The organism is Amylolactobacillus amylotrophicus DSM 20534 (assembly GCF_001434555.1).
Classification (GTDB): domain Bacteria; phylum Bacillota; class Bacilli; order Lactobacillales; family Lactobacillaceae; genus Amylolactobacillus; species Amylolactobacillus amylophilus.
The window spans coordinates 350001-370661 of record NZ_AZCV01000001.1 but is presented as its reverse complement, the minus strand read 5'-3'; the positions used below and the strand labels follow the sequence as shown (position 1 = coordinate 370661).

Annotated in this window: 27 protein-coding genes; 22 read left to right on the top strand and 5 right to left on the bottom strand. The window is 46.5% G+C overall.

What is annotated here, in order from left to right; translation table 11 throughout:
• The first annotated feature begins 1 nt into the window (after position 1).
• From FC62_RS01805 to FC62_RS01700, 22 genes are all read left to right on the top strand, one after another.
• Entirely contained in the window at positions 2-583 is a 582-nt protein-coding gene (locus FC62_RS01805) for a thymidine kinase (protein ID WP_054745276.1), read from the top strand.
• Positions 584-588: 5 nt separating this feature from the next.
• Positions 589-1671 carry a peptide chain release factor 1 gene (gene prfA / locus FC62_RS01800; RefSeq protein ID WP_054745274.1) on the top strand — a complete coding sequence of 361 codons (1083 nt, stop codon included), beginning with the start codon at positions 589-591 and terminating at the stop codon, positions 1669-1671.
• The gene (prmC, locus tag FC62_RS01795) at positions 1664-2554 is read left to right on the top strand and encodes a peptide chain release factor N(5)-glutamine methyltransferase (protein WP_056946035.1); all 891 of its coding nucleotides are present in this window, start codon (positions 1664-1666) and stop codon (positions 2552-2554) included. Before prfA ends, prmC begins: the two co-directional genes overlap by 8 nt.
• An 82-nt stretch (positions 2555-2636) precedes the next feature.
• Positions 2637-3635 carry an L-threonylcarbamoyladenylate synthase gene (locus tag FC62_RS01790; RefSeq protein ID WP_056946036.1) on the top strand — a complete coding sequence of 333 codons (999 nt, stop codon included), beginning with the start codon at positions 2637-2639 and terminating at the stop codon, positions 3633-3635.
• 102 nt (positions 3636-3737) lie between these two features.
• On the top strand, positions 3738-4982 hold the full coding sequence (glyA, locus tag FC62_RS01785) for a serine hydroxymethyltransferase (protein ID WP_056946037.1): 1245 nt from the start codon (positions 3738-3740) through the stop codon (positions 4980-4982).
• Between the two features lie 47 nt (positions 4983-5029).
• On the top strand, positions 5030-5659 hold the full coding sequence (gene upp / locus FC62_RS01780; protein WP_054745273.1) for a uracil phosphoribosyltransferase: 630 nt from the start codon (positions 5030-5032) through the stop codon (positions 5657-5659).
• Between the two features lie 141 nt (positions 5660-5800).
• Positions 5801-6514, top strand: coding sequence for a F0F1 ATP synthase subunit A (gene atpB / locus FC62_RS01775; protein WP_056946038.1), 714 nt, complete (start codon positions 5801-5803; stop codon positions 6512-6514).
• A gap of 25 nt (positions 6515-6539) precedes the next feature.
• Positions 6540-6752, top strand: coding sequence for a F0F1 ATP synthase subunit C (atpE, locus tag FC62_RS01770; protein ID WP_054745271.1), 213 nt, complete (start codon positions 6540-6542; stop codon positions 6750-6752).
• Positions 6753-6778: 26 nt separating this feature from the next.
• Complete coding sequence (atpF, locus tag FC62_RS01765) at positions 6779-7285, top strand: F0F1 ATP synthase subunit B (protein ID WP_056946039.1); 507 nt, start codon at positions 6779-6781, stop codon at positions 7283-7285.
• Positions 7282-7830 carry an ATP synthase F1 subunit delta gene (atpH, locus tag FC62_RS01760; protein WP_054745269.1) on the top strand — a complete coding sequence of 183 codons (549 nt, stop codon included), beginning with the start codon at positions 7282-7284 and terminating at the stop codon, positions 7828-7830. The genes atpF and atpH overlap by 4 nt, the downstream gene beginning before the upstream one ends.
• Before the next feature lie 14 nt (positions 7831-7844).
• The gene (gene atpA / locus FC62_RS01755; protein WP_054745267.1) at positions 7845-9347 is read left to right on the top strand and encodes a F0F1 ATP synthase subunit alpha; all 1503 of its coding nucleotides are present in this window, start codon (positions 7845-7847) and stop codon (positions 9345-9347) included.
• A gap of 19 nt (positions 9348-9366) precedes the next feature.
• The gene (locus FC62_RS01750; RefSeq protein WP_054745265.1) at positions 9367-10329 is read left to right on the top strand and encodes a F0F1 ATP synthase subunit gamma; all 963 of its coding nucleotides are present in this window, start codon (positions 9367-9369) and stop codon (positions 10327-10329) included.
• 18 nt (positions 10330-10347) lie between these two features.
• A complete protein-coding gene (gene atpD / locus FC62_RS01745) occupies positions 10348-11769 on the top strand; it encodes a F0F1 ATP synthase subunit beta (RefSeq protein WP_056946040.1) in 1422 nt (473 codons plus the stop codon).
• Between the two features lie 8 nt (positions 11770-11777).
• Positions 11778-12215 carry a F0F1 ATP synthase subunit epsilon gene (locus FC62_RS01740; protein ID WP_056946041.1) on the top strand — a complete coding sequence of 146 codons (438 nt, stop codon included), beginning with the start codon at positions 11778-11780 and terminating at the stop codon, positions 12213-12215.
• Between the two features lie 37 nt (positions 12216-12252).
• Complete coding sequence (locus tag FC62_RS01735; protein WP_054745263.1) at positions 12253-12486, top strand: DUF1146 family protein; 234 nt, start codon at positions 12253-12255, stop codon at positions 12484-12486.
• 89 nt (positions 12487-12575) lie between these two features.
• On the top strand, positions 12576-13571 hold the full coding sequence (mreB, locus tag FC62_RS01730) for a rod shape-determining protein (RefSeq protein ID WP_056946042.1): 996 nt from the start codon (positions 12576-12578) through the stop codon (positions 13569-13571).
• A 4-nt stretch (positions 13572-13575) separates the two neighbouring features.
• Positions 13576-13755: a DNA-directed RNA polymerase subunit beta gene (locus FC62_RS01725; RefSeq protein WP_054745261.1), complete on the top strand. Its 180-nt coding sequence runs from the start codon at positions 13576-13578 to the stop codon at positions 13753-13755.
• Positions 13756-13759: 4 nt separating this feature from the next.
• Entirely contained in the window at positions 13760-14056 is a 297-nt protein-coding gene (gene yidD, locus FC62_RS01720; protein ID WP_056946043.1) for a membrane protein insertion efficiency factor YidD, read from the top strand.
• Positions 14057-14065: 9 nt separating this feature from the next.
• Positions 14066-14299, top strand: a complete 234-nt coding sequence (locus tag FC62_RS01715) for a DUF2969 domain-containing protein (protein WP_056946044.1) — start codon at positions 14066-14068, stop codon at positions 14297-14299.
• Between the two features lie 12 nt (positions 14300-14311).
• The gene (locus FC62_RS01710) at positions 14312-15508 is read left to right on the top strand and encodes an FtsW/RodA/SpoVE family cell cycle protein (RefSeq protein ID WP_056946045.1); all 1197 of its coding nucleotides are present in this window, start codon (positions 14312-14314) and stop codon (positions 15506-15508) included.
• Between the two features lie 2 nt (positions 15509-15510).
• Positions 15511-15804 carry a glycine cleavage system H family protein gene (locus FC62_RS01705; protein ID WP_054745258.1) on the top strand — a complete coding sequence of 98 codons (294 nt, stop codon included), beginning with the start codon at positions 15511-15513 and terminating at the stop codon, positions 15802-15804.
• Between the two features lie 8 nt (positions 15805-15812).
• Positions 15813-16775, top strand: coding sequence for a DUF2785 domain-containing protein (locus tag FC62_RS01700; protein WP_056946046.1), 963 nt, complete (start codon positions 15813-15815; stop codon positions 16773-16775).
• Positions 16776-16844: 69 nt separating this feature from the next.
• On the opposite strand, the gene FC62_RS01695 is transcribed toward FC62_RS01700, so the two are convergent.
• The 5 genes from FC62_RS01695 to rpsD all read right to left on the bottom strand — a co-directional run bounded on the left by FC62_RS01695 (position 16845) and on the right by rpsD (position 20476).
• Positions 16845-17297 (bottom strand): universal stress protein, encoded by a 453-nt coding sequence (locus FC62_RS01695; protein ID WP_054745252.1) that lies wholly within the window; start codon positions 17295-17297, stop codon positions 16845-16847.
• Between the two features lie 56 nt (positions 17298-17353).
• The gene (locus FC62_RS01690; protein WP_054745250.1) at positions 17354-17638 is read right to left on the bottom strand and encodes a hypothetical protein; all 285 of its coding nucleotides are present in this window, start codon (positions 17636-17638) and stop codon (positions 17354-17356) included.
• A gap of 351 nt (positions 17639-17989) precedes the next feature.
• Positions 17990-19306 carry a replication-associated recombination protein A gene (locus FC62_RS01685; protein ID WP_056946047.1) on the bottom strand — a complete coding sequence of 439 codons (1317 nt, stop codon included), beginning with the start codon at positions 19304-19306 and terminating at the stop codon, positions 17990-17992.
• Between the two features lie 43 nt (positions 19307-19349).
• The gene (locus FC62_RS01680) at positions 19350-19742 is read right to left on the bottom strand and encodes a YueI family protein (protein WP_056946048.1); all 393 of its coding nucleotides are present in this window, start codon (positions 19740-19742) and stop codon (positions 19350-19352) included.
• A gap of 122 nt (positions 19743-19864) precedes the next feature.
• Positions 19865-20476 carry a 30S ribosomal protein S4 gene (gene rpsD / locus FC62_RS01675; protein WP_054745246.1) on the bottom strand — a complete coding sequence of 204 codons (612 nt, stop codon included), beginning with the start codon at positions 20474-20476 and terminating at the stop codon, positions 19865-19867.
• Between the last annotated feature and the right edge of the window lie 185 nt (positions 20477-20661).

Sequence of the window (20661 nt, the reverse complement as noted above, 5' to 3'; positions counted from 1 at the left end):
TATGGCCCAATTATTTTTCCGCTACGGGACGATGAATAGTGGTAAAAGCATCGAAATTTTGAAGGTTGCGCATAACTATGAGGAGCAGAACAAAACAATCATCCTCATGACCAGTGCGGTGGATACGAGAACGGGTGTGGGTATTGTGAGCTCGCGGATTGGCCTGCAAAGAGACGCGATTCCGGTGGCTACCGAAACTAATATCTTTGATCTGGTTCAAGAAACTGATCCAAATGCCGCCTGTGTCTTGATCGATGAGGCACAGTTCTTGAATAGGAAGCATATCTTACAGTGTGCTAGAATTGTGGATGAAATGAACATTCCGGTGATGGCGTTTGGGCTGAAGAACGATTTTAGGAATCACCTGTTTGAGGGCAGTGAGTCCCTGTTACTCTATGCCGACAAAATCGAAGAGTTGAAGACTATTTGTTGGTTCTGTCGGCGAAAGGCGACGATGAATCTGCGTGTGCACGAGGGCCAACCGGTTTATGAGGGCAAGCAGGTCCAAGTCGGTGGTAATGAATCATACTATCCAGTTTGTCGCCAACACTATTTTCACCCTAATCTAGCTCAGAAAGGATAATTAACGTGGACAAAATTTTTGAACAATTACAAGGTTTGGTTGATCGCTACGACGAAATCCAGGAACTGATGTCTGACCCCGAGGTGATCAATGATACCAAGCGCTATATGGCTTTGACCAAGGAAGAGGCCGACATGCGCGAGGTTGTGGCCAAGTTTCGCGAGTATAAAAACGCCGAGCAATCTATTAACGATAATGAGGAGCTAATTGCCGAGAACGAGGACGATGAACTCGTTGAGATGGCAAAGGCTGAGCTCACAGAAGCTAAGGAGAATAAGGAACGGCTGGAGGACGAAATCAAGTTGCTGATGCTGCCGAAGGACCCAAATGATGACAAGAACATCATTATGGAGATTCGTGGTGCTGCGGGCGGCGATGAGGCCTCACTTTTTGCCGCGGATTTGCTCAGAATGTACGAAAAATACGCAGAAAGAGAGCACTGGAACGTCGAGCTGATTGATGAAGTGACAACGGAAGTCGGAGGCTACAAGCAGGTAGCCATCATGATCACCGGACAAAATGTCTACTCTAAACTGAAGTTTGAAAACGGCGCCCACCGGGTGCAACGGGTACCATCGACTGAGTCCCAGGGGCGGGTCCACACGTCAACTGCGACCGTGGCCGTGATGCCGGAGTATGATGAGGTGAACATCGAAATCGACCCCAAGGATATCAGAACTGACGTTTACCGAGCATCTGGTGCCGGTGGACAACACATTAATAAGACTAGCTCTGCAGTCAGAATGACCCACCTGCCAACGGGAATTGTGGTGGCGATGCAAGACCAACGTTCCCAACAACAAAACCGGGAGAAGGCGATGCAGATTTTGCGTTCCCGGGTGTACGATTACTATGAGAGTGAGAACCAGTCTGAGTACGATGCCAACCGGAAATCTGCCGTCGGTACCGGTGACCGTTCGGAACGAATCAGGACGTACAATTATCCGCAGAATCGGGTGACTGACCACAGAATCGGCCTGTCATTGAACAAGCTGGACCGCATTATGAATGGTGACTTGGGCGAGGTGATCGATGCGCTCATTGTCTACAGTCAGGCTGAACAATTGGAGCAACTCCAAGATGACTAGGAAAAGCATCGAAGCGGCAATAGCACACGCAGTTGCGTTAGCAAAAGAGGCTAACCCGGCAATCTTGCCCGCTGATATTGCTTTTTTGGTTGGCGAGCGCTTAGGACTCACCCCGTCACAGCTGCGACTACATGGACGTGAGCTACTATTACCCGCCCAGATGCAGCAGTTAAATGCTGACGTGGCCGCGCTCATTAACGGCCAGTCTTCCCAATACATCCTTGGTTACGCTTGGTTTCTTGGCGAGCAAATTAAGGTTAATGAGCACGTCCTAATTCCACGGTTTGAGACCGAAGAATTAGTTGCGTGGGTAGCGGCAGATCTTAAGCTACGGCAAGTGACGAAGCATGTTGATGTCCTTGATCTCGGCACGGGTTCGGGGGCAATCCTTGTAGGTCTTAGCACCTTGCTGAACGAAGCAGTTGTAAAACACGCGCTTAAATTACGGCTCAGTGCTAGCGATATCTCGGGGGATGCGCTGGCAGTTGCACGCAAGAATTTCAAGCAGCATAATTTAGCGGTGCAGACAATTTCGGCTGACGTCTTGCAGGGGCTCGGTAAATTCGATGTGATTGTCTCAAACCCGCCGTACATCATGGATGAAGAGGCTGCTGTTATGGATGCCTCTGTGCTATTGAACGAACCCCATCTGGCCCTCTTTGCGGGTGTTGATGGCCTTGATTTCTACCGGCGTTTTACCGCCCAGGTAGATGCACACCTGAGCGAGAACGGCTGTTTCTACCTCGAGTTTGGCTACAGGCAGAAACAGCTGTTGGCCGACCTCTTGACGGCAGAATTACCGAATTATACGTTCGAGTTTAGGCAAGACATGGAGGGGCATGACCGCATGGTGCGGGGAATTAAACATGAAACGAAGGATTAAGAACAACCCCATCTTCTTATATAATGTTGCTTTGTAGTTTTGAACTAGTTGAACTGATTTTTGATGTGGAAAAGAGTTTGGAATGGAAACGAAAATATTTAACAGTAACGAAATTGAGCAGGCAGTGAAGCACCTAGAAGCCGGAGAGCTGATAGCCTTTCCGACGGAGACCGTCTACGGTTTGGGAGCAGATGCTACAAACGCGGTGGCGGTGGCTAAGGTCTATGAGGCTAAGGGTCGGCCCAGCGACAATCCGTTGATTGTCACGGTGGCCGACGAGGCAATGATGGCGCAGTATGCGCTTGAAATTCCGCTAAAGGCACAGCAGCTCATTGATGCTTACTGGCCTGGCCCTTTGACCATCCTGTTAAACGTCAAGCCGAACACTCTACCGACCGTCGTGACCGGTGGTTTGAAAACGGCGGCCTTTCGTAACCCAGCGGACGAGCTAACGCGGCAGTTGATTGAAAAACTTGGCCGACCAATCGTCGGCCCGTCGGCGAATACCTCAACGAAACCTAGTCCGACGACCGCAAACCACGTCTACCACGACCTGCGTGGTAAGATAGCCGGAATCGTTGATGGAGGCACCACTGAGATAGGGCTCGAGTCGACCATTGTCGACTTGACCGTCGACCCCGCGGTGATTCTGCGTCCGGGTCAGATTACACCAGCGGAAATTTCCGCTGTAATTGGTGAGACCACTGACTACAACCACAATCAGGTTGGCGCAAAAGAGGTACCGAAGGCACCGGGCATGAAGTACAGGCACTACGCACCTAAGGCGCAAGTGGTGGTTGTCGATCGGGTAGCGGACTTCGCCCAAATTGATTTTACTGATCCCACTGTAGCGCTAGTGGCACTGGCTGAAGTTATCGCAAAATATTCAACTCCAAATTCATTTTCTTTAGGTGAATCGGTCGCGACGGCCGCGCATAATCTTTTTGCTGCACTACGTTTCTTTGACGACCAACCAAATATCAAAACCATCTACGTTCAAGGATTTAAGGCAGGGGAGATTGCGCCCGCTTACATGAATCGCCTCAATAAATCAGCTGCAGGTAAACATTTTAATGTTTAATCTGCTTTTTTTATGAACTGGTATGCTAGAATAGTTTTGAATTACGGCGCTAAAAATATCAACAAGAATTAAGTTCGTACATGAACGAGTGGAGGTTTGTCAATGGATTATAGGGAACAGGATCAAGAATTATGGGCAGCAATTGGGCGCGAAGAAGAACGCCAACAGCATAACATCGAGCTGATTGCCTCCGAGAATATTGTGTCGAAGGGTGTGCTTGCAGCCCAAGGCAGCGTCTTGACGAACAAGTACGCGGAAGGCTACCCGGGCCACCGTTACTACGGTGGGACCCAGTTCGTCGATCAGGTGGAGACACTAGCGATTGAACGCGCTAAGCAGCTGTTTGGTGCAGAATATGCTAACGTGCAGCCTCACTCTGGTTCTAGCGCAAACATGGCCGCATACTACGCGCTACTCGAGCACGACGATGTGGTCCTCGCCATGGACCTTTCCGCTGGTGGTCACCTCACTCACGGTGCTGATGTGAGTTTCTCGGGGAAGACCTACCACTTCTACCACTACGGGTTAGACCCTCAGACCGAGTTGATCGATTACGATGAGGTTTCGCGTATGGCGCAGGAGGTCAAGCCCAAGCTGATCGTGGCTGGTGCGAGTGCCTATTCGCGGGCGATTGATTTCAAACGTTTCAGGGAAATTGCTGATTCTGTTGGCGCAAAACTCATGGTCGACATGGCGCACATTGCCGGTTTGGTGGCCACGGGCGAGCACGAGAGCCCCGTCCCTTACAGCGATGTTGTAACGACAACCACACACAAAACCCTGCGTGGACCACGTGGCGGCCTGATTTTGGCCAAAGCCGAATATGGCAAAAAAATCAATTCTGCCATCTTCCCCGGAATTCAGGGTGGGCCACTAGAACACGTCATTGCCGGCAAGGCTGTGGCTCTTGGAGAAGCCCTACAACCAGAATTCAAGACTTACATTCATCAAGTTGTATTGAACGCGCGGGCGATGGCTTCGGTCTTTGCAGACGCTAATGACGTGCGGATGATTTCTGGTGGCACAGACAACCACTTGATTTTGCTAGATATCCAGCAGACGGGCCATAACGGTAAGGAAATTCAGGATTTACTCGACTCGGTCGACATCACGCTCAACAAGAACCAGATTGTGCATGATCCATTTGGACCGTTCAAGACCGCCGGTGTCCGCATTGGCACACCAGCCATTACGACACGTGGCTTCAAGGTGGAAGAGAGCCGTGAAGTAGCGCACCTGGTGCTCGATGCCATCCGTAGTTTTGACGAGCCGGACAAGCTGGCCGAGATTAAGGAACGGGCGCATGCGCTTACAGCAAAATTTCCGTTAGATTATGAGTGGCATTAAAGCGAAACTCTGCTAGAATAGATATGGCTTAAAAATAGGAGGGTGCTATGAGTAAATTTACTGTCTTGGATCATCCGTTAATTCAACATAAATTAACGATTATTCGCGATAAGAATACGGGTACGAAAGAGTTCCGGCAAATCGCCAACGAGATTGCAGGCTTGATGGTGTATGAGATTACCCGCGATTTACCACTGAGAGATGTGGAAATTGAAACACCGATGGGCAAGACTATCCAGAAGGAGCTCGCAGGTAAGAAGTTGGCGATTGTGCCAATTCTGCGTGCCGGACTTGGGATGGTTGATGGTGTGCTGGAATTAATTCCAGCAGCCAAAGTTGGCCATGTGGGGATGTATCGCGACGAAACAACCCTCAAACCACACGAATACTTTGTCAAAATGCCGCCCGATATCGATCAGCGTGACCTGATTATTGTCGACCCAATGCTCGCAACCGGTGGATCCGCAAACATGGCGATCGAGGCCTTGAAGAAGCGCGGTGCTACATCCATTCGTTTGGTTGTGTTAGTGGCAGCACCTGAAGGGGTGCAGGCCGTGCAGGCAGAACACCCTGACGTGGATATCTATGCAGCAGCAGAGGATGAATACTTAACCGATTCAGGCTATATTTTCCCTGGACTCGGAGATGCCGGCGACCGCCTCTTTGGCACAAAATAGTCTCTTTTGAGGCTGTTTTTTAATTTTTAAAAGTATACGCTTACATAAAATAATTTTAATCTTGCTTTGTATTTCCGATTTTTTGGTGTTATCATTTTGTTTGTATTTGATGTTATTTGAATAAAGAAGGGGGGTCGCAAAGTGGGTGAAAAACCAGTTGTAGTTCAGTTTCTGGGAATCAATTTTAACCTAACCAATTGCATCTCGGGGCTGATTGCTGCACTATTCGTTTTTGTTCTAGTCTATTATCTTTCGCGTAAGATTGAGCTTAGGCCAAACAAAAAACAAAACGTGCTCGAATACCTGGTGGATTTCACTAACGGAATTGTGGAGTCAGCGGTACCGGGTAAAGAGGGAAGGCAGTTTTCTCTATATGCTTTAACCATGTTTTTGTTCATTTTTATGGCGAACCAACTGGGATTGTTCATCGAGGTCGTCTTCAATGAACACATCGTAGTTAAATCACCGACAGCAAGTCCTTTGATTACAATGACATTAGCAGCGATGACGTTACTTATCTCGTACGCTTTTGCCGTGAAGAAGTTTGGCTTTAAAGGATACCTCAGGAACTACATGCATCCTGTAGGTTTCTTACTACCAATCAACATAATTGAAGAATTTACGAACTTTTTGACTTTGTCACTCCGGTTGTACGGAAATATCTACGCCGGTGAAGTTCTGCTTACTCTGATTGGCGGTCGCTTGGCGAAATCGATGGGCCTGATTTCCGTTGTCTACTCGGCGCCACTTGCCATGATTTGGCAAGGGTTCTCGGTATTCATCGGTTCCATCCAAGCATACGTTTTTGTAACATTATCTATGGTTTACATCTCGCATAAAATTGTCGAGGAATAATATATATTACGGAGGATTTTTTCACATGAATTATATTGCAGCAGCAATTACAGCAGGACTAGCAGCCCTTGCAGCATCATATGGTAACGGAAAGGTTATCTCAAAGACTCTTGAAGGTATCGCACGCCAACCAGAAAGTGCTGGTCAACTACGTTCAACCATGTTTATCGGTGTTGGTTTGATTGAAGCCGTTCCTATCTTGGCTATCGTTGTATCATTCTTGATCTTATTCCTATAAGAGATCGGTAGAAAGAGGGGCACGAAATGATCCTTCAACCTTTAGCAGGTATGGCGCTTGAACTGGGTGATATGCTCTTTTATCTTTTGACCTTCGCAATCCTCATGATTTTAGTGGGGAAATTTGCCTGGGGCCCAGTCACTGCCATGATGGAGAAGCGGCGTGAGCAGGTTACTTATGACCTCGATCACGCAGCGGATTTGAACAAAAAAGCAACTGAGCTTGTGGCGGCAAAGACACAAGCATTACAGAATTCTAAGAACGAAGCCGTTGAGATTATCGCGAACGCGAAAACAAACGGTGAGAACCATAAGCAAAAGCTGTTGAACGATGCGGACAAGGAAGCTGCAGAGATACGCGAGAAGGCAAATGTCGCAGCAGTGAAGGCTAAAGAGGATGCTCTAAAAGAAGCTCGGGCACAGGTCGCTGATCTTTCAGTGACGATTGCCGAGAAGCTGATTCAAAAAGAGTTGTCTGAAGCAGACCAATCCGAGTTGATCGACTCCTTCATAAAGGGGCTTGAGAAATCATGAAATTAAGTAGTGAGGAACTTGGAAAACGTTATGCAACGGCCTTGTACGATTTTGCCAGTGAACGTAATCTGGTTTCGGACATTAAGTCCGAACTGGCAACTTTACAGGAAGTATTGCAGAGTAACCAGTCTTTTCTGGCTGCCTTCTCGAATCCAGCACTAAACCTGGACCAGAAGAGAAGTTTCATCAGGGCATTAGAAAATCACTTTTCACAGGAGATGCAGAATTTCCTCCAATTACTCTTCGACTATCAGAGAATGCAGTCCTTACCGGATGTCATTGAAGCTTACAATAAGATTTATGACGCACGGCACCGGATTGCTCACGGTGAGGTAATCTCAGCGACTAAGATGTCGGCAGAGCAGTTGACACAACTTGCTGCAGCCTACGCCAAGATGAATGACTTAGAGCGGTTTGAACTGGAGAATTCGGTTGATGAGTCACTCCTCGGTGGGGTGATTCTGAAGACGGATGGTAAGGTAATCGACGGCTCAATTAGAACAAAGATAGCTACTCTTCGGAGTAACCTAGTTAATAATATATAAAAGAGGTGAACCCATTGAGCATTAAAGCTGAAGAAATCAGCGCGTTAATTAAACAACAACTGGAAAGTTTTGACGAACAGTTGAAGGTCGATGAGGTTGGTACCGTTACTTACATTGGTGATGGTATTGCTCGGGCTCATGGGCTGAACAATGCGTTAAGTAATGAATTACTTGAATTTGCCAATGGTTCTTACGGTATTGCACAAAACCTGGAAACTAACGATGTTGGTATCATTATTTTGGGTAAGTACGACGATATCCGCGAGGGAGACACGGTCAAACGGACGGGTAAAATCATGGAAGTACCCGTTGGTGAGGCACTGATAGGTCGCGTGGTTAATCCACTAGGTCAGCCGATTGATGGTCAAGGACCAATCAATACGACGAAGACCAGACCAATCGAAAGTCCTGCACCAGGTGTCATGGCACGACAGTCTGTCTCTGAACCATTGCAGACGGGAATCAAGGCCATTGATGCCCTTGTACCAATCGGTCGGGGCCAACGTGAGTTGGTCATCGGTGACCGAAAGACTGGTAAGACGTCGATTGCGATTGACACAATCATCAACCAAAAGGGACAGGATATTATCTGTATCTACGTCGCAATTGGTCAAAAGGAATCGACTGTGCGTGCACAGGTTGAGACCTTGAAGCGTTTCGGTGCGATGGATTATACCATCGTCGTTGAGGCCGGCCCAAGTGAGCCAGCACCAATGCTTTATATTGCACCATATGCTGGTACAGCAATGGGTGAGGAATTCATGTACAACGGCAAGCATGTTCTTGTGGTCTTTGATGATCTATCGAAACAAGCTGTTTCATACCGTGAAATATCATTGCTGCTCCGTCGTCCGCCTGGTCGTGAAGCATATCCTGGTGATGTGTTCTACCTCCACTCACGTCTATTAGAGCGTTCTGCCAAGTTAAACGATGAACTGGGTGGCGGTTCGATGACCGCTTTACCATTCATCCAGACACAGGCTGGGGATATTAGTGCGTACATTCCAACCAACGTAATTTCAATTACTGATGGGCAAATTTTCTTGCAGAGTGACCTGTTCTTCGCTGGAACAAGACCTGCCATTAATGCCGGTGAATCTGTTTCCCGTGTTGGTGGTGCAGCGCAAATTAAGGCAATGAAGAAGGTTGCCGGAACACTGCGTGTGGATCTGGCTTCTTACCGTGAGCTTGAGTCATTTGCGCAATTTGGTTCTGATCTTGATTCGGCCACACAGGCTAAGCTTAACCGTGGTCGGCGGACTGTCGAGGTGCTTAAACAACCACTCCATCAGCCGCTACCGGTTGAGAAGCAAGTGCTGATTTTGTTTGCCTTGACTCATGGTTGCATCGATGATGTGCCTGTACAAGACATTCAGAAGTATCAAGACCAACTATTCGACTTCTTCGACGCTAATCACGCCGATATGTTGGATACCATCAAGACGACTGGTAACCTACCAGACGAAGACGAGTTATTAAAAGCAGTTAAAGAATTTAGAGATGGCTTTGCCAGTTAATGTTAGGAGTTGATTATTTGTGGCAGAATCACTACTTGAATTAAAACGAAAAATCACTTCGACCCAGAAAACGGGGCAAATCACTAGTGCCATGCAAATGGTATCAGGTGTGAAGCTATCACAAACTGAGAAGCTTGACAAAGGCTATACTGTCTATAACGACAAGATCCGGGCTACCGTTACGCATCTGATGGCATCAGAGGTCTTCAACCAATTGAAGAACCGTGAGGACTTCGATGGTGACTATTCTGAGATTGATATCACTGACTTATTTGATCTTGGCAACCTGAATGTTTTGATTAAACCAAGGGCTGAGATTAAGAAGGTCGGCTACCTCGTTATCACGGGTGACCGCGGACTGGTTGGCTCTTATAACAGTTCAATCATTAAGAATATGATGTCATTGGTCCAAAATGCCCGTGACCGTGGTCGTGAGCCGGAGATACTGGCTGTCGGTAGTATCGGCGCCCAATTCTTCAAGAAGCAGGATATCAATGTTGTTTACGAGTACAGAGGCATCAGTGATGTGCCGAGCTTTAACGAGGTGCGGGAGATTGTCACGACCGCTGTTAACATGTATCTAAATGGGGTTTATGACGAGCTGTACGTTTGTTATACGCACCATGTGAACACCATTTCCTCGCAGTTTCGTGCGGAGAAAATGCTGCCAATTTCGGACATTGATATTACGGAGGCCGTGGATGACGACCAGCCAACAGGGCGTGTCGACTATCTGACCGAGCCCTCGTTAGACTCCGTTTTGCAGGCTATTCTTCCTCAATTTGCCCAAAGTATGATTTTTGGTGCGATTCTGGATGCCAAAACTGCGGAGCATGCTAGTTCAATGACTGCGATGGACAACGCGACGAAGAATGCGAAGGACGTTGTCAGTTCGTTAACGACGAAATTAAATAGAGCCAGACAAGCGCAGATTACAACCGAAATCACCGAGATTATCGGTGGTGCAGCTGCACTTGAATAAAAAAAGGAGGTTAATCATTTGAGTCAAGGTGAAATTGTTCAAGTTATTGGGCCTGTTGTCGATGTGGCGTTTCCGCTAGATAACAAGTTACCAGAAATCAACAATGCTTTAAAAGTCCTGAAACAAGACGATAGCTCAATAATTCTTGAAGTTGCGCTTGAATTAGGTGATGGGGTTCTGCGGACGATTGCCATGGAATCAACCGATGGATTGCAACGTGGCATGAAAGTTGAGGATACTGGTTCTTCAATCAGTGTGCCTGTTGGTAAGGAAACACTGGGACGTGTTTTCAATGTTCTCGGTGAGACCATCGACAACGGACCAGAATTCCCCGCTGATTTCCCCCGTGAAGGTATTCATAAAGAAGCACCTAAATACGATGAGATCAGTACTAGTCAAGATATTCTCGAGACAGGAATTAAGGTTATCGATTTACTAGCGCCATATGTGCGTGGTGGTAAAGTCGGATTATTCGGTGGTGCCGGTGTTGGTAAAACCGTTTTAATCCAAGAATTGATTCACAACATTGCAGAGGAGCACGGTGGTATTTCCGTCTTCACTGGTGTTGGTGAACGGACGCGTGAGGGTAACGACCTCTACTATGAAATGAAGGAATCGGGCGTGCTCGAGAAGACTGCCATGGTCTTTGGTCAGATGAATGAGCCGCCTGGTGCCCGGATGCGTGTTGCATTGACTGGTTTGACGATTGCGGAATACTTCCGTGACGTTGCTGGCCAAGATGTATTGCTGTTCATCGACAATATTTTCCGTTTCACGCAAGCTGGTTCAGAGGTTTCGGCCCTTCTAGGACGGATGCCTTCAGCCGTTGGTTACCAACCAACGCTTGCAACTGAAATGGGTCAACTACAAGAAAGAATTACCTCAACCAAGAAGGGTTCAGTCACATCAATCCAGGCTATCTATGTACCTGCCGATGACTACACCGACCCGGCTCCAGCTACGGCCTTCGCACATTTGGATGCAACGACCAACCTGGAACGTAAACTGGTTGACCAAGGTATCTATCCTGCGGTTGATCCACTAGAGTCTTCATCTAGTGCGCTTGATCCGGAAGTTGTGGGTCAAGAACATTACGAAGTAGCAACGGAAGTGCAACACGAATTGCAAAGATACCGTGAGCTGCAAGATATTATCTCCGTTCTGGGGATGGATGAATTGTCTGATGAGGAGAAATTGATCGTGCAACGTGCACGTAAGATTCAGTTCTTCCTATCACAGAATTTCAGTGTCGCCGAGCAATTTACTGGCGTACCTGGTTCATATGTGCCAATCAAGGATACAATCAACGGTTTTAGAAGAATTCTTGATGGTGAACTTGACAGCTTGCCAGAAGATGCCTTTCGTGGTGTTGGTCCCATCGAAGACGTAATCAAAAAAGCGAAGAAGATGGGTGTCGAGTTAGCAAGTACGACGAAGTAGGTGAGTAGATGGATAACGAAACTAAACTAATTACCGTATCCATTGTGACCCCAAACGGTGTGCAATATGAACATCATGGTCAGATTGTGGTTCTTGACGCCATTGATGGTGAACTCGGAATAATGGCGGGGCACGAGCCCATCGTTACGCCACTGAATATCGGTTCTGTCCAGGTTAAGAGAATCCACAGTCATGACGAACAAACCGACGAAATAGCCGTTAATGGTGGTTACGTCGAGTTTAGCAATGATGTGGCAACGATTATCGCCGATAGTGCAGAACGAGCACGAGATATCGATATTAACCGGGCAGAATCTGCTAAGGAACGCGCGGTACGTCATATTGAAGAGGCGAAGAAGAAACACGATGTGAGTTCTCAAAAGAGAGCCGAGGTCGCACTTCGTCGTGCAATTAATCGAATCAACGTGTATAGTAGCAAGAAATAGCGAACACTTAGTTCGCTTTTTTTCTTAAGGAGAAAAAATGCAAACAGCAGGAATTCACGCAGGGATTGTCATTCTCATTTATCTGATTACAGTAGGAATGTCATTCAAGGCTTTGTCGGCAATCAAAATTGAAAACTTGATTAAACCAAACCACGTTTTCGAGGCACAGCTATTCATCCTTTTTAGCTCACTGGCTCTTGGCTATCTGGTTGGTAACTTACTGATAGCAATCATGGATCAATCGCTCAGCCTCCGGCTACTCTTCTTTTAGCATTGCTTTTTTCTTAAGAAAAAAACGAAGCACGAAAAAAAAACTGAGATATGGTATAATTTCAACGACAAACATCTGGAGGATATATAGTGGCACGAGATATTGGAATAGATTTAGGGACTGCAAACGTATTAATCAACATGGCCGGTAAGGGCATTGTTCTAAACGAGCCCTCTGTGGTCGCAATCGATACAAACAACGGCAGCGTGGTGGCCGTGGGTACGGAAGCCTACAAGATGGTTGGTAGAACGCCAGGAAACATTAAAGCAATTCGGCCGTTGAAGGACGGTGTTATCGCTGACTTCGATGTGACTGAGGCGATGCTGTCCTATTTCATCGAGAAATTGAACGTTAAGGGATTCATGGCTAAGCCAAGTATCCTCATTTGTGCACCCACAAATGTCACCTCGGTCGAGCAAAAGGCAATTATCCAAGCTGCCGAGAAATCTGGTGGTGGTAAGGTCTACCTCGAATTTGAACCTAAGGTTGCGGCAATTGGCGCCGGTTTAGATATCTTCAAACCACAGGGTAACATGGTCATTGATATCGGTGGTGGGACGACAGATATCGCCGTCCTCTCGATGGGGGAGATTGTGACCAGTCGCTCCCTGACTTTTGCCGGTAACAAGATGGATCAGTCAATCGTGGCCTACATCAAGAAGAACCATAATCTACTGATTGGTGAACGAACCGCTGAAGCAATTAAGAAGGCCATCGGTAGTGCCTTTGAGGCAGATCCTGATGCAAATATTCAGGTCCGTGGCCGGGATATTCGTGACGGCTTACCAAAAGAGGTTACTGTCACCGCTACAGAGGTGCAGGAATCACTAACAGACGGCCTGATGACCGTCGTTGCTGGCGCGAAGGAAGTACTAGAAAAGACTCCGCCAGAATTGTCGGCTGACATCATCGATCGGGGAATTATGCTCACTGGTGGTGGCGCGTTACTCAAGCACCTAGACCAGTTAATCGCCCACCACCTTCAGGTACCAGTGCTCACGGCCGACAATCCGTTGGATGCCGTGGCACTTGGGACTGGGGTATTACTGGAGAATATTGCTAGCCACCGCAAGCGCAGGGGATAAATAAATGAAGTTGTTTGATGAAGAGCGGGTGCTCGTCTATTTGTGGCGGATTTTACGCGGCATTGGTTGGGCACTGCTAACCGTCCTAATCGGGATGTTCATTGGCTTTATGGTTGCGGGACAGAATCCATTTCTGATCTTTTGGCCACCGACGTGGTTCCACGTCATAGAGTTTTTGAGTTAAGCAGATGAAGAAAATACTAATTAAGCTTGTACGGGGCTATCAGCGCTTTATCTCGCCAGCCCTACCAAAGAGCTGTCGCTACTATCCAACCTGTTCACAATATATGATTGACGCTGTTACGGCGCGGGGAGTATTCCTCGGGCTAATCCAGGGAACTGCGCGAATTTTGCGCTGTAATCCCTTCGTCCGTGGGGGAGTCGACCCTGTGGGAGACCATTTCACGATTTTTAGGAACCCCCATCCGGAAGATTATACAGACGAAATCGTTGCAAGATATATTCAAGGCAAAAAAGAGAAATAGGGAAGAACAATGTCTAAGGGAATCAAAAATATTAATATCGAAGTAAATGAACTAACAAATAAAAAAGTTCCGAGTTGGGAAGTTGTCATTCCAAATGTGCGGATGCTTGGCATCATCGAACAAAAAGAGAAGAATTTCCACACAACAATGCAGTCTAATCAACAGATGATTGTTTCTAAGACGTTAGAAGCCGCCATCAACGATTTGATTAGCTACTACAATTTACACGAAAATAAGCGTTAAGCAAGGTAGTCTATGGCAAAAGTAGAAAATAAATCAAGTATTATTGATCGGCTCGACTTTGGAATCATTGGCTCGATTATTCTGCTGGCAATCACAAGTATGTACACAATTTGGGTTGCTGCCATGAACGATCCCAGTATGGGTAGTCCGAAACGAACCGTACTTGTTCAGGCAATCTGGTATATCATGAGCGCCATCATGGTCATCATCGTGATGCAATTTGACTCCGATCAGTTGTTCAAGATTGCGCCACTGGCCTACGGTATTGGCATTGTCTTACTGATTGCTGTGTTATTTCTTTATAATCCGGCCGTCTTTGCGGAGACAGGTGCCAAAAGCTGGTTCCAACTGGGACCGCTCACGTTTCAACCTTCCGAGGTGATGAAGCCGGCGTTCATCCTGATGCTAAGTCGGGTTGTATATCAGCATAACCGCGAGTACGCGGAACATACCACTAGAACCGATTGGCTCCTCGTTTTGAAGATGATCCTTTGGTTAGCCCCAATCGCGGTCTTGTTGAAACTCCAGAATGATTTCGGTACGATGCTCGTGTTCTTCGCGATTACTGCTGGTGTTCTGCTCGTTTCCGGGATCACCTGGCGGATCATTGCGCCACTATATGGCGGTGTGATTCTGCTAGGGGGTACGGCTATTGCACTTGTGACCACGCAATTTGGTCAGAATATCCTCCGGAGTCTCAACTTCCGTGCCTACCAGTTCGAGCGGATTAATTCATGGCTTAATCCAGCAGGTGACACATCTAGTGGTGCCTACCAACTATGGCAGAGCATGAAGGCCATCGGGTCCGGTCAACTTTTTGGTAAGGGCTTCAACAATACCGTCGTTTATGTACCGGTACGGACATCAGATATGATTTTCTCTGTGATTGGCGAAAATTTCGGCTTTATCGGCGCATGCCTGTTGATTCTGTTGTACTTCTACCTGATATTTCAGATGGTGAAAGTGACCTTTGATACGAAAAACGATTTCTACTCGTACATCTCGACAGGAATCATCATGATGATTCTCTTCCATGTGTTTGAGAATATCGGAATGAGTATCGACCTGTTACCGCTAACGGGGATACCGTTACCGTTCGTTTCACAGGGAGGGTCGGCATTACTGGGAAACATGATTGGTATTGGCATGATTCTCTCAATGAGGTATCATCATAAGAGTTATATTTTTAGTGGAACAGGAGCGTTTTGATAATGGACACAACAGATTTTTTTTGGCAGGAAGAAACAGCGGAGGGCACGAGAATTGGACTTAACGATGCCGGCCGCCAGGTACTAGGTAAGGTGAAGTTTGTCAGCCTGCCAGAGACCGACACAAAGGTGGAGCAGGGAAAGCACCTATTTGACGTCGAAGCGGAGAAGACGGTGCTAGACATTGATTCACCACTTAGCGGTCAAATTGTTGCACGTAACGAGGAAGTCGAGGACAATCCCGATTACCTCGATTTAGCTGATCATGCCAAGAACTGGCTCTTTTTAATCAAATAGGTGATTTTTTGGAAGAACAAATAGAAGATTTACGAACACAAGTTGTACATTTATTTGAGGAATTTAATCAAGGTAACTACTATAACGATCTGCTGGATCGTTTTTTTGCTTTACAGAATTCAGTTGAGTTCGCAGAGGAGAGTAGTAGCGTCCGGCTGCCCCGCGTGCAGGGTGCAGCCAAAAAGCGGTTTGATAGCCTGTTGCAGTCGATCGACGAAGACACGACCGTTCTGACGAATGATGATTGGGCCTTTCTGCTGCGTTTTAATGGCAATCGTGATCCGTATATTCGGGATCAGCAACTATTTTTTCATTTCTTTCAGGCTGTGCAGCGGCACATTATCACTAAGGAACAGGTTAATTTCATTATTCAGACGCTTCTCGCTGACGACAAAATTTTCTGGCATATCTTGGAGCCGGAAAACGATGGTATTTATACGCGCTCGTTTAGCTGGCTGATGTTGTCTGCTTTAGTGGTTGAGGACCAAAAGTACTACCATGCACTCAAGCAGACCGACTATTATGAGATTCTGACGCAGGCTGTAACCTATCTCTTGTTAGAACGAGACGGGCGAGGATTCGTGCCAGATTTTGGTTGGGCCCATGCGTTACTACATATGGCTAATCTATTTGAGGCGTTTAACTTCACCGACTTACCGCGTGCACCGAAGATGTTCTTCTTTAACGCAATCTTCTTTGCCTACTTTAGAAACAATTATGCACTCAGTTATGGCGAGGATCAGCGTTTAGCTGGTGCAATTACCGTCTTGACGGGCCGTGACCAGGTTTATGTCGATTACGTACTGACGGTCTTTGAATACTGGAATGAAAACTACCACCGGGTAAATATTCCAAATGATTTCGAATTCTGGAATGCATTCTATAACCAGTTAAGGCTGTTCAACTCACTTCTATTGTTGGACGATCTCCCGGAGGAGATTAGAAATTTCATCGAGAACGACCTACGTTAAGTTTTAACTACATACAAAAAGACGAGCAAAATTTGCTCGTCTTTTTTTGTAACGATGAATATATTCTGATTAGTCCTCTTTCAGTGGCTGACGCACCACAAGTACGTCTGTCTCAGCAGTGCGGGTGACGTATTCGGTCACACTACCAATTAATAGGCGCTCAACTGCGTTTAAGCCGGTTGCACCGACCATAATCAAGTCGATGTTGTGTTTCTTCGGGTAGTCATGGGCAATAATTGATTTCGGTGAGCCAAATTCAATCTGAAAATGAGCCTCTTTAACGCCGGCATCTAGAGCTTTATGGTAGTATTCCTCCATCTTAGTCTTCGCATCCTGACTCACTTGTTCCACCATGGCTGAATCAAAGCTCGAGACATTTTGAAAAGCGCGTGTATCAATCACATGGAGAATCTCGAGTGTGGCGTCATTTCTTTTAGCGACGGCGACAGCCTTGTCGAAAGCCATATCTGCTTCCTTCGAGCCATCTACGGCAATTTGAATATGTTGGTATTGTTTTAACATATAATTCACCTCTCTTTACTCTATTTTAACAAATAAACGAGTAGGAAGGGTAATATTTACTTATTTAAATATTTGGTTAGCCTGAGAGTAAAGAAAAAGATGACTATGACCGAGGCAAATAGGGTGATGAAATTGTATTGTTTAGGCAGGAGAAAGACGATGAAAATGCCGCCGACTGCGACGGCTAATAGTGCAATTGCGACAACTGTCAGCAGTTTTTGTAAAGATTGATTTGCATCGACGTTAAAGATGATAAACTGCTTGTGTAGTCGGGTGAGGAGGTAAACGGCTAAGAAGGCCAGAAATGCGATATAGATTAGGATAACAGCTTTTAATAACATGATAAATTCCAATCGTTAGGTTTTACAAAGAAAAAAGCAGCTTGCGCTGCTCCTTAGTTTACTATAGTAATCCGAATTGACGATGGCACCATTGACGTAGTTGAACCCGCAAGTTCTAAAAATGAGCCGTTTCCCTACAAATATGGATCCTAGACCAGCTAGTATTCCGATTTAATAGTTCTAACTAACTCTCACGTCGATATATTCGATCGGTCAACTGTACTTCGGCTTCTCAATCAACTCAGACTATACATTAATTATAACAATAAATGGTGAGTTGTAAACAAAAAAGGTTGGTGCAATTCTTGATTAGAGAACGCTACCAATTGGTTAATGAAAGGTATACAATAGTCAATCATTTTTTGCCTGCTTATGTTGCTTGAGACCGGCTTGTTGCATCTGACGGAGCTTCTTATACTGCTCTCTTAGGGCAATCTCATATTTACTATTGCCTTTAGGAGTAAAGTAACTAGCATTTAGCAGCTTATCCGGTAGATATTGTTGGGCAACCCAATCGTTCGGGTAGTTGTGTGCGTATTGATACGAGACACCGTGGTTAAGTTTCTTTGCGCCGGAATAGTGCGCATCCTTCAGAGAATCCGGTATTGAGCCGACATCCTTACTACGCACGTCCGTTAGCGCAGCGTCGATTGCTGTCATGGCAGAGTTGGTTTTAGGAGATAGGGCCAGCTCGATCACGGCATTTGCTAGTGGTATCCGGGCTTCAGGAAAGCCTAATTGATTTGCCGCATAGATAGCGTTAATGGCGTGACTTGCGGCTGCCGGGTTTGCTAGTCCGATGTCTTCGTAGGCGATGACTGAGAGGCGGCGGCTAATTGACACCAGGTCACCGGATTCGATTAACCGCGCCAGGTAGTGAAGCGCGGCATCGACATCCGAACCCCGAATTGACTTCTGAAAAGCGGAGATGAGGTCGTAGTGCCCGTCACCCGAGGCATCGAAATGTTGAATTTTCTTCTGGATAGAGTTAGCAATGTCTGACTGCTCAAGTAGTAGAGGCTCGTCTTCAGCGGGCGCTTTCTCAATGCGGGTAGACATCACGGCCAATTCCAGTGCGTTGAGCGTTGCTCGAACGTCGCCGTTAGCATTCTCAATTAGCAGTTGCTCGGCATCCTTCGTTAACTCAACGTGATATTTACCCAAGCCGTGATCAACGTCTGTTAGAGCGCGGTCCACCGCAATCTTAATGTCGGCGAATTCGAGTGGCCTCAATTCAAAAATCTGGGTTCTAGACCGAATTGCCGGGCTAGTACTGATGTACGGATTTTCTGTCGTGGCACCGATGAGAATAATCTGGCCTGATTCAAGCAGAGGGAGGAGAAAGTCCTGCTTAGTTTTATCTAAGCGGTGAATCTCATCCAGTAAGAGAATTACGGTACCACTCATCTTGCCTTCCTCGGCCACAATTTTTAAATCTTGTTTCGAGTCGGTAGCGGCATTTAATTTTCTAAACGCGTATTTAGTCGAGCCGGCAATTGCGCTTGCAATGCTAGTCTTGCCAATTCCGGGTGGTCCGTACAGGATCATCGATGAGAGGAGCTTGGCCTCGACCATGCGCCGAATAATCTTTCCCGGTCCCACCAGGTGCGTTTGACCGACGACTTCGTCCAGGTTAGTTGGGCGCATTCTGTATGCTAAAGGTTGCATTTTTTGCCTCTAATTCATCAAAGTTATGTGGTTCGTTACGTGCTTATTGTGCTGGGTATTTGGCGGCAAAATCAATCTGTTCTTCGTTGATGGCCGTTGGTGCTACAACAAGTAATCCAGTGGCCTCCGGCTCAGTTCTCGCGGTGTCATCACTAACTAGGCGAAATTTGGTGTCTTTCTTGCTGGCAGTCATGATGACTTGGTTTAGGAGGGTTGATTGCTGCTGCTTTCCATTGATCAGGATCTGGTAGTGGGCAAAGTCGGCGAAGTGCCGGATGAATCTAGCTATGGTTTGTTTATCCTGCATTTCGGCGACTGTTAAGCGCACGAAGACGCGCTCGCGCAGGCTACCGAGGTACCGCCTGTGCTCATCTATATTTAGCTCGGGTTGGCCGTGCATAGCTTGTTCCAAGCGATCGTTGACGTTTTCTCCCATGGTTTCTAACTCCTTTTGCAAAAGTTTGATAGTTGTCTTAGATTTAATTATATCATGGAAGCAACTAAACAAAAAAACCTTCCCAAGAGGGAAGGCCAACTTTGCAGTTTCTTTCGAATTGATTAAAGTTTCTTGTTGTAGAATTCAACAACTAGGGCTTCATCAATTTCAGGCTCTAATTCGTCACGTTCAGGTAAACGAGTTAATGAACCAGTTAATTTGTTATCGTCAAAAGTAACGAATGATGAACGTGAAGCAGTTGCTTCAAGTGCATCTTTGATTTGTGCTAAGTTACGTGAGCGTTCACGCACGCCAATTTCCTGGCCAACCTTCACTTCATATGAAGGAATGTCGACGCGCTTGCCATCAACGGTGATGTGACCGTGATTTACAAGCTGACGAGCTTGTTCACGAGTAGTTGCAAGACCTAAACGATAAACAACGTTATCAAGTCTTTGTTCAAGCAAGACCATGAAGTTGTTACCATGCTTACCGTGGCGAATCTTACCAGCTTTGATAAAGAGGTTCACGAATTGACGTTCAGTCATTCCGTACATCCAACGAAGCTTTTGTTTCTCGCGTAATTGTAAACCGTATTCTGAATTTTTGCTCCGGCTATTTGGACCGTGATCGCCAGGTGCATATGCACGACGAGCAAGTTCCTTACCAGTGCCTGAAAGTGACAAGCCTAAACGTCTTGAACGTTTCCAACTTGGACCAGTATATCTAGACATATATGTATATCCTCCATTTTGTTTTGGAGTAAAATATCACACAGAGTTCAACATTCGTGCATCTAAAGTTGTGTTTTCACCTCGTACAGCCGCGGGTTACTTATCGAACTAAAACCGCCTTTAGATGTTGACGTTCTTGTCACTCTTCGCTGCAAATATTTTACACTCGTTCTATTATACGACAA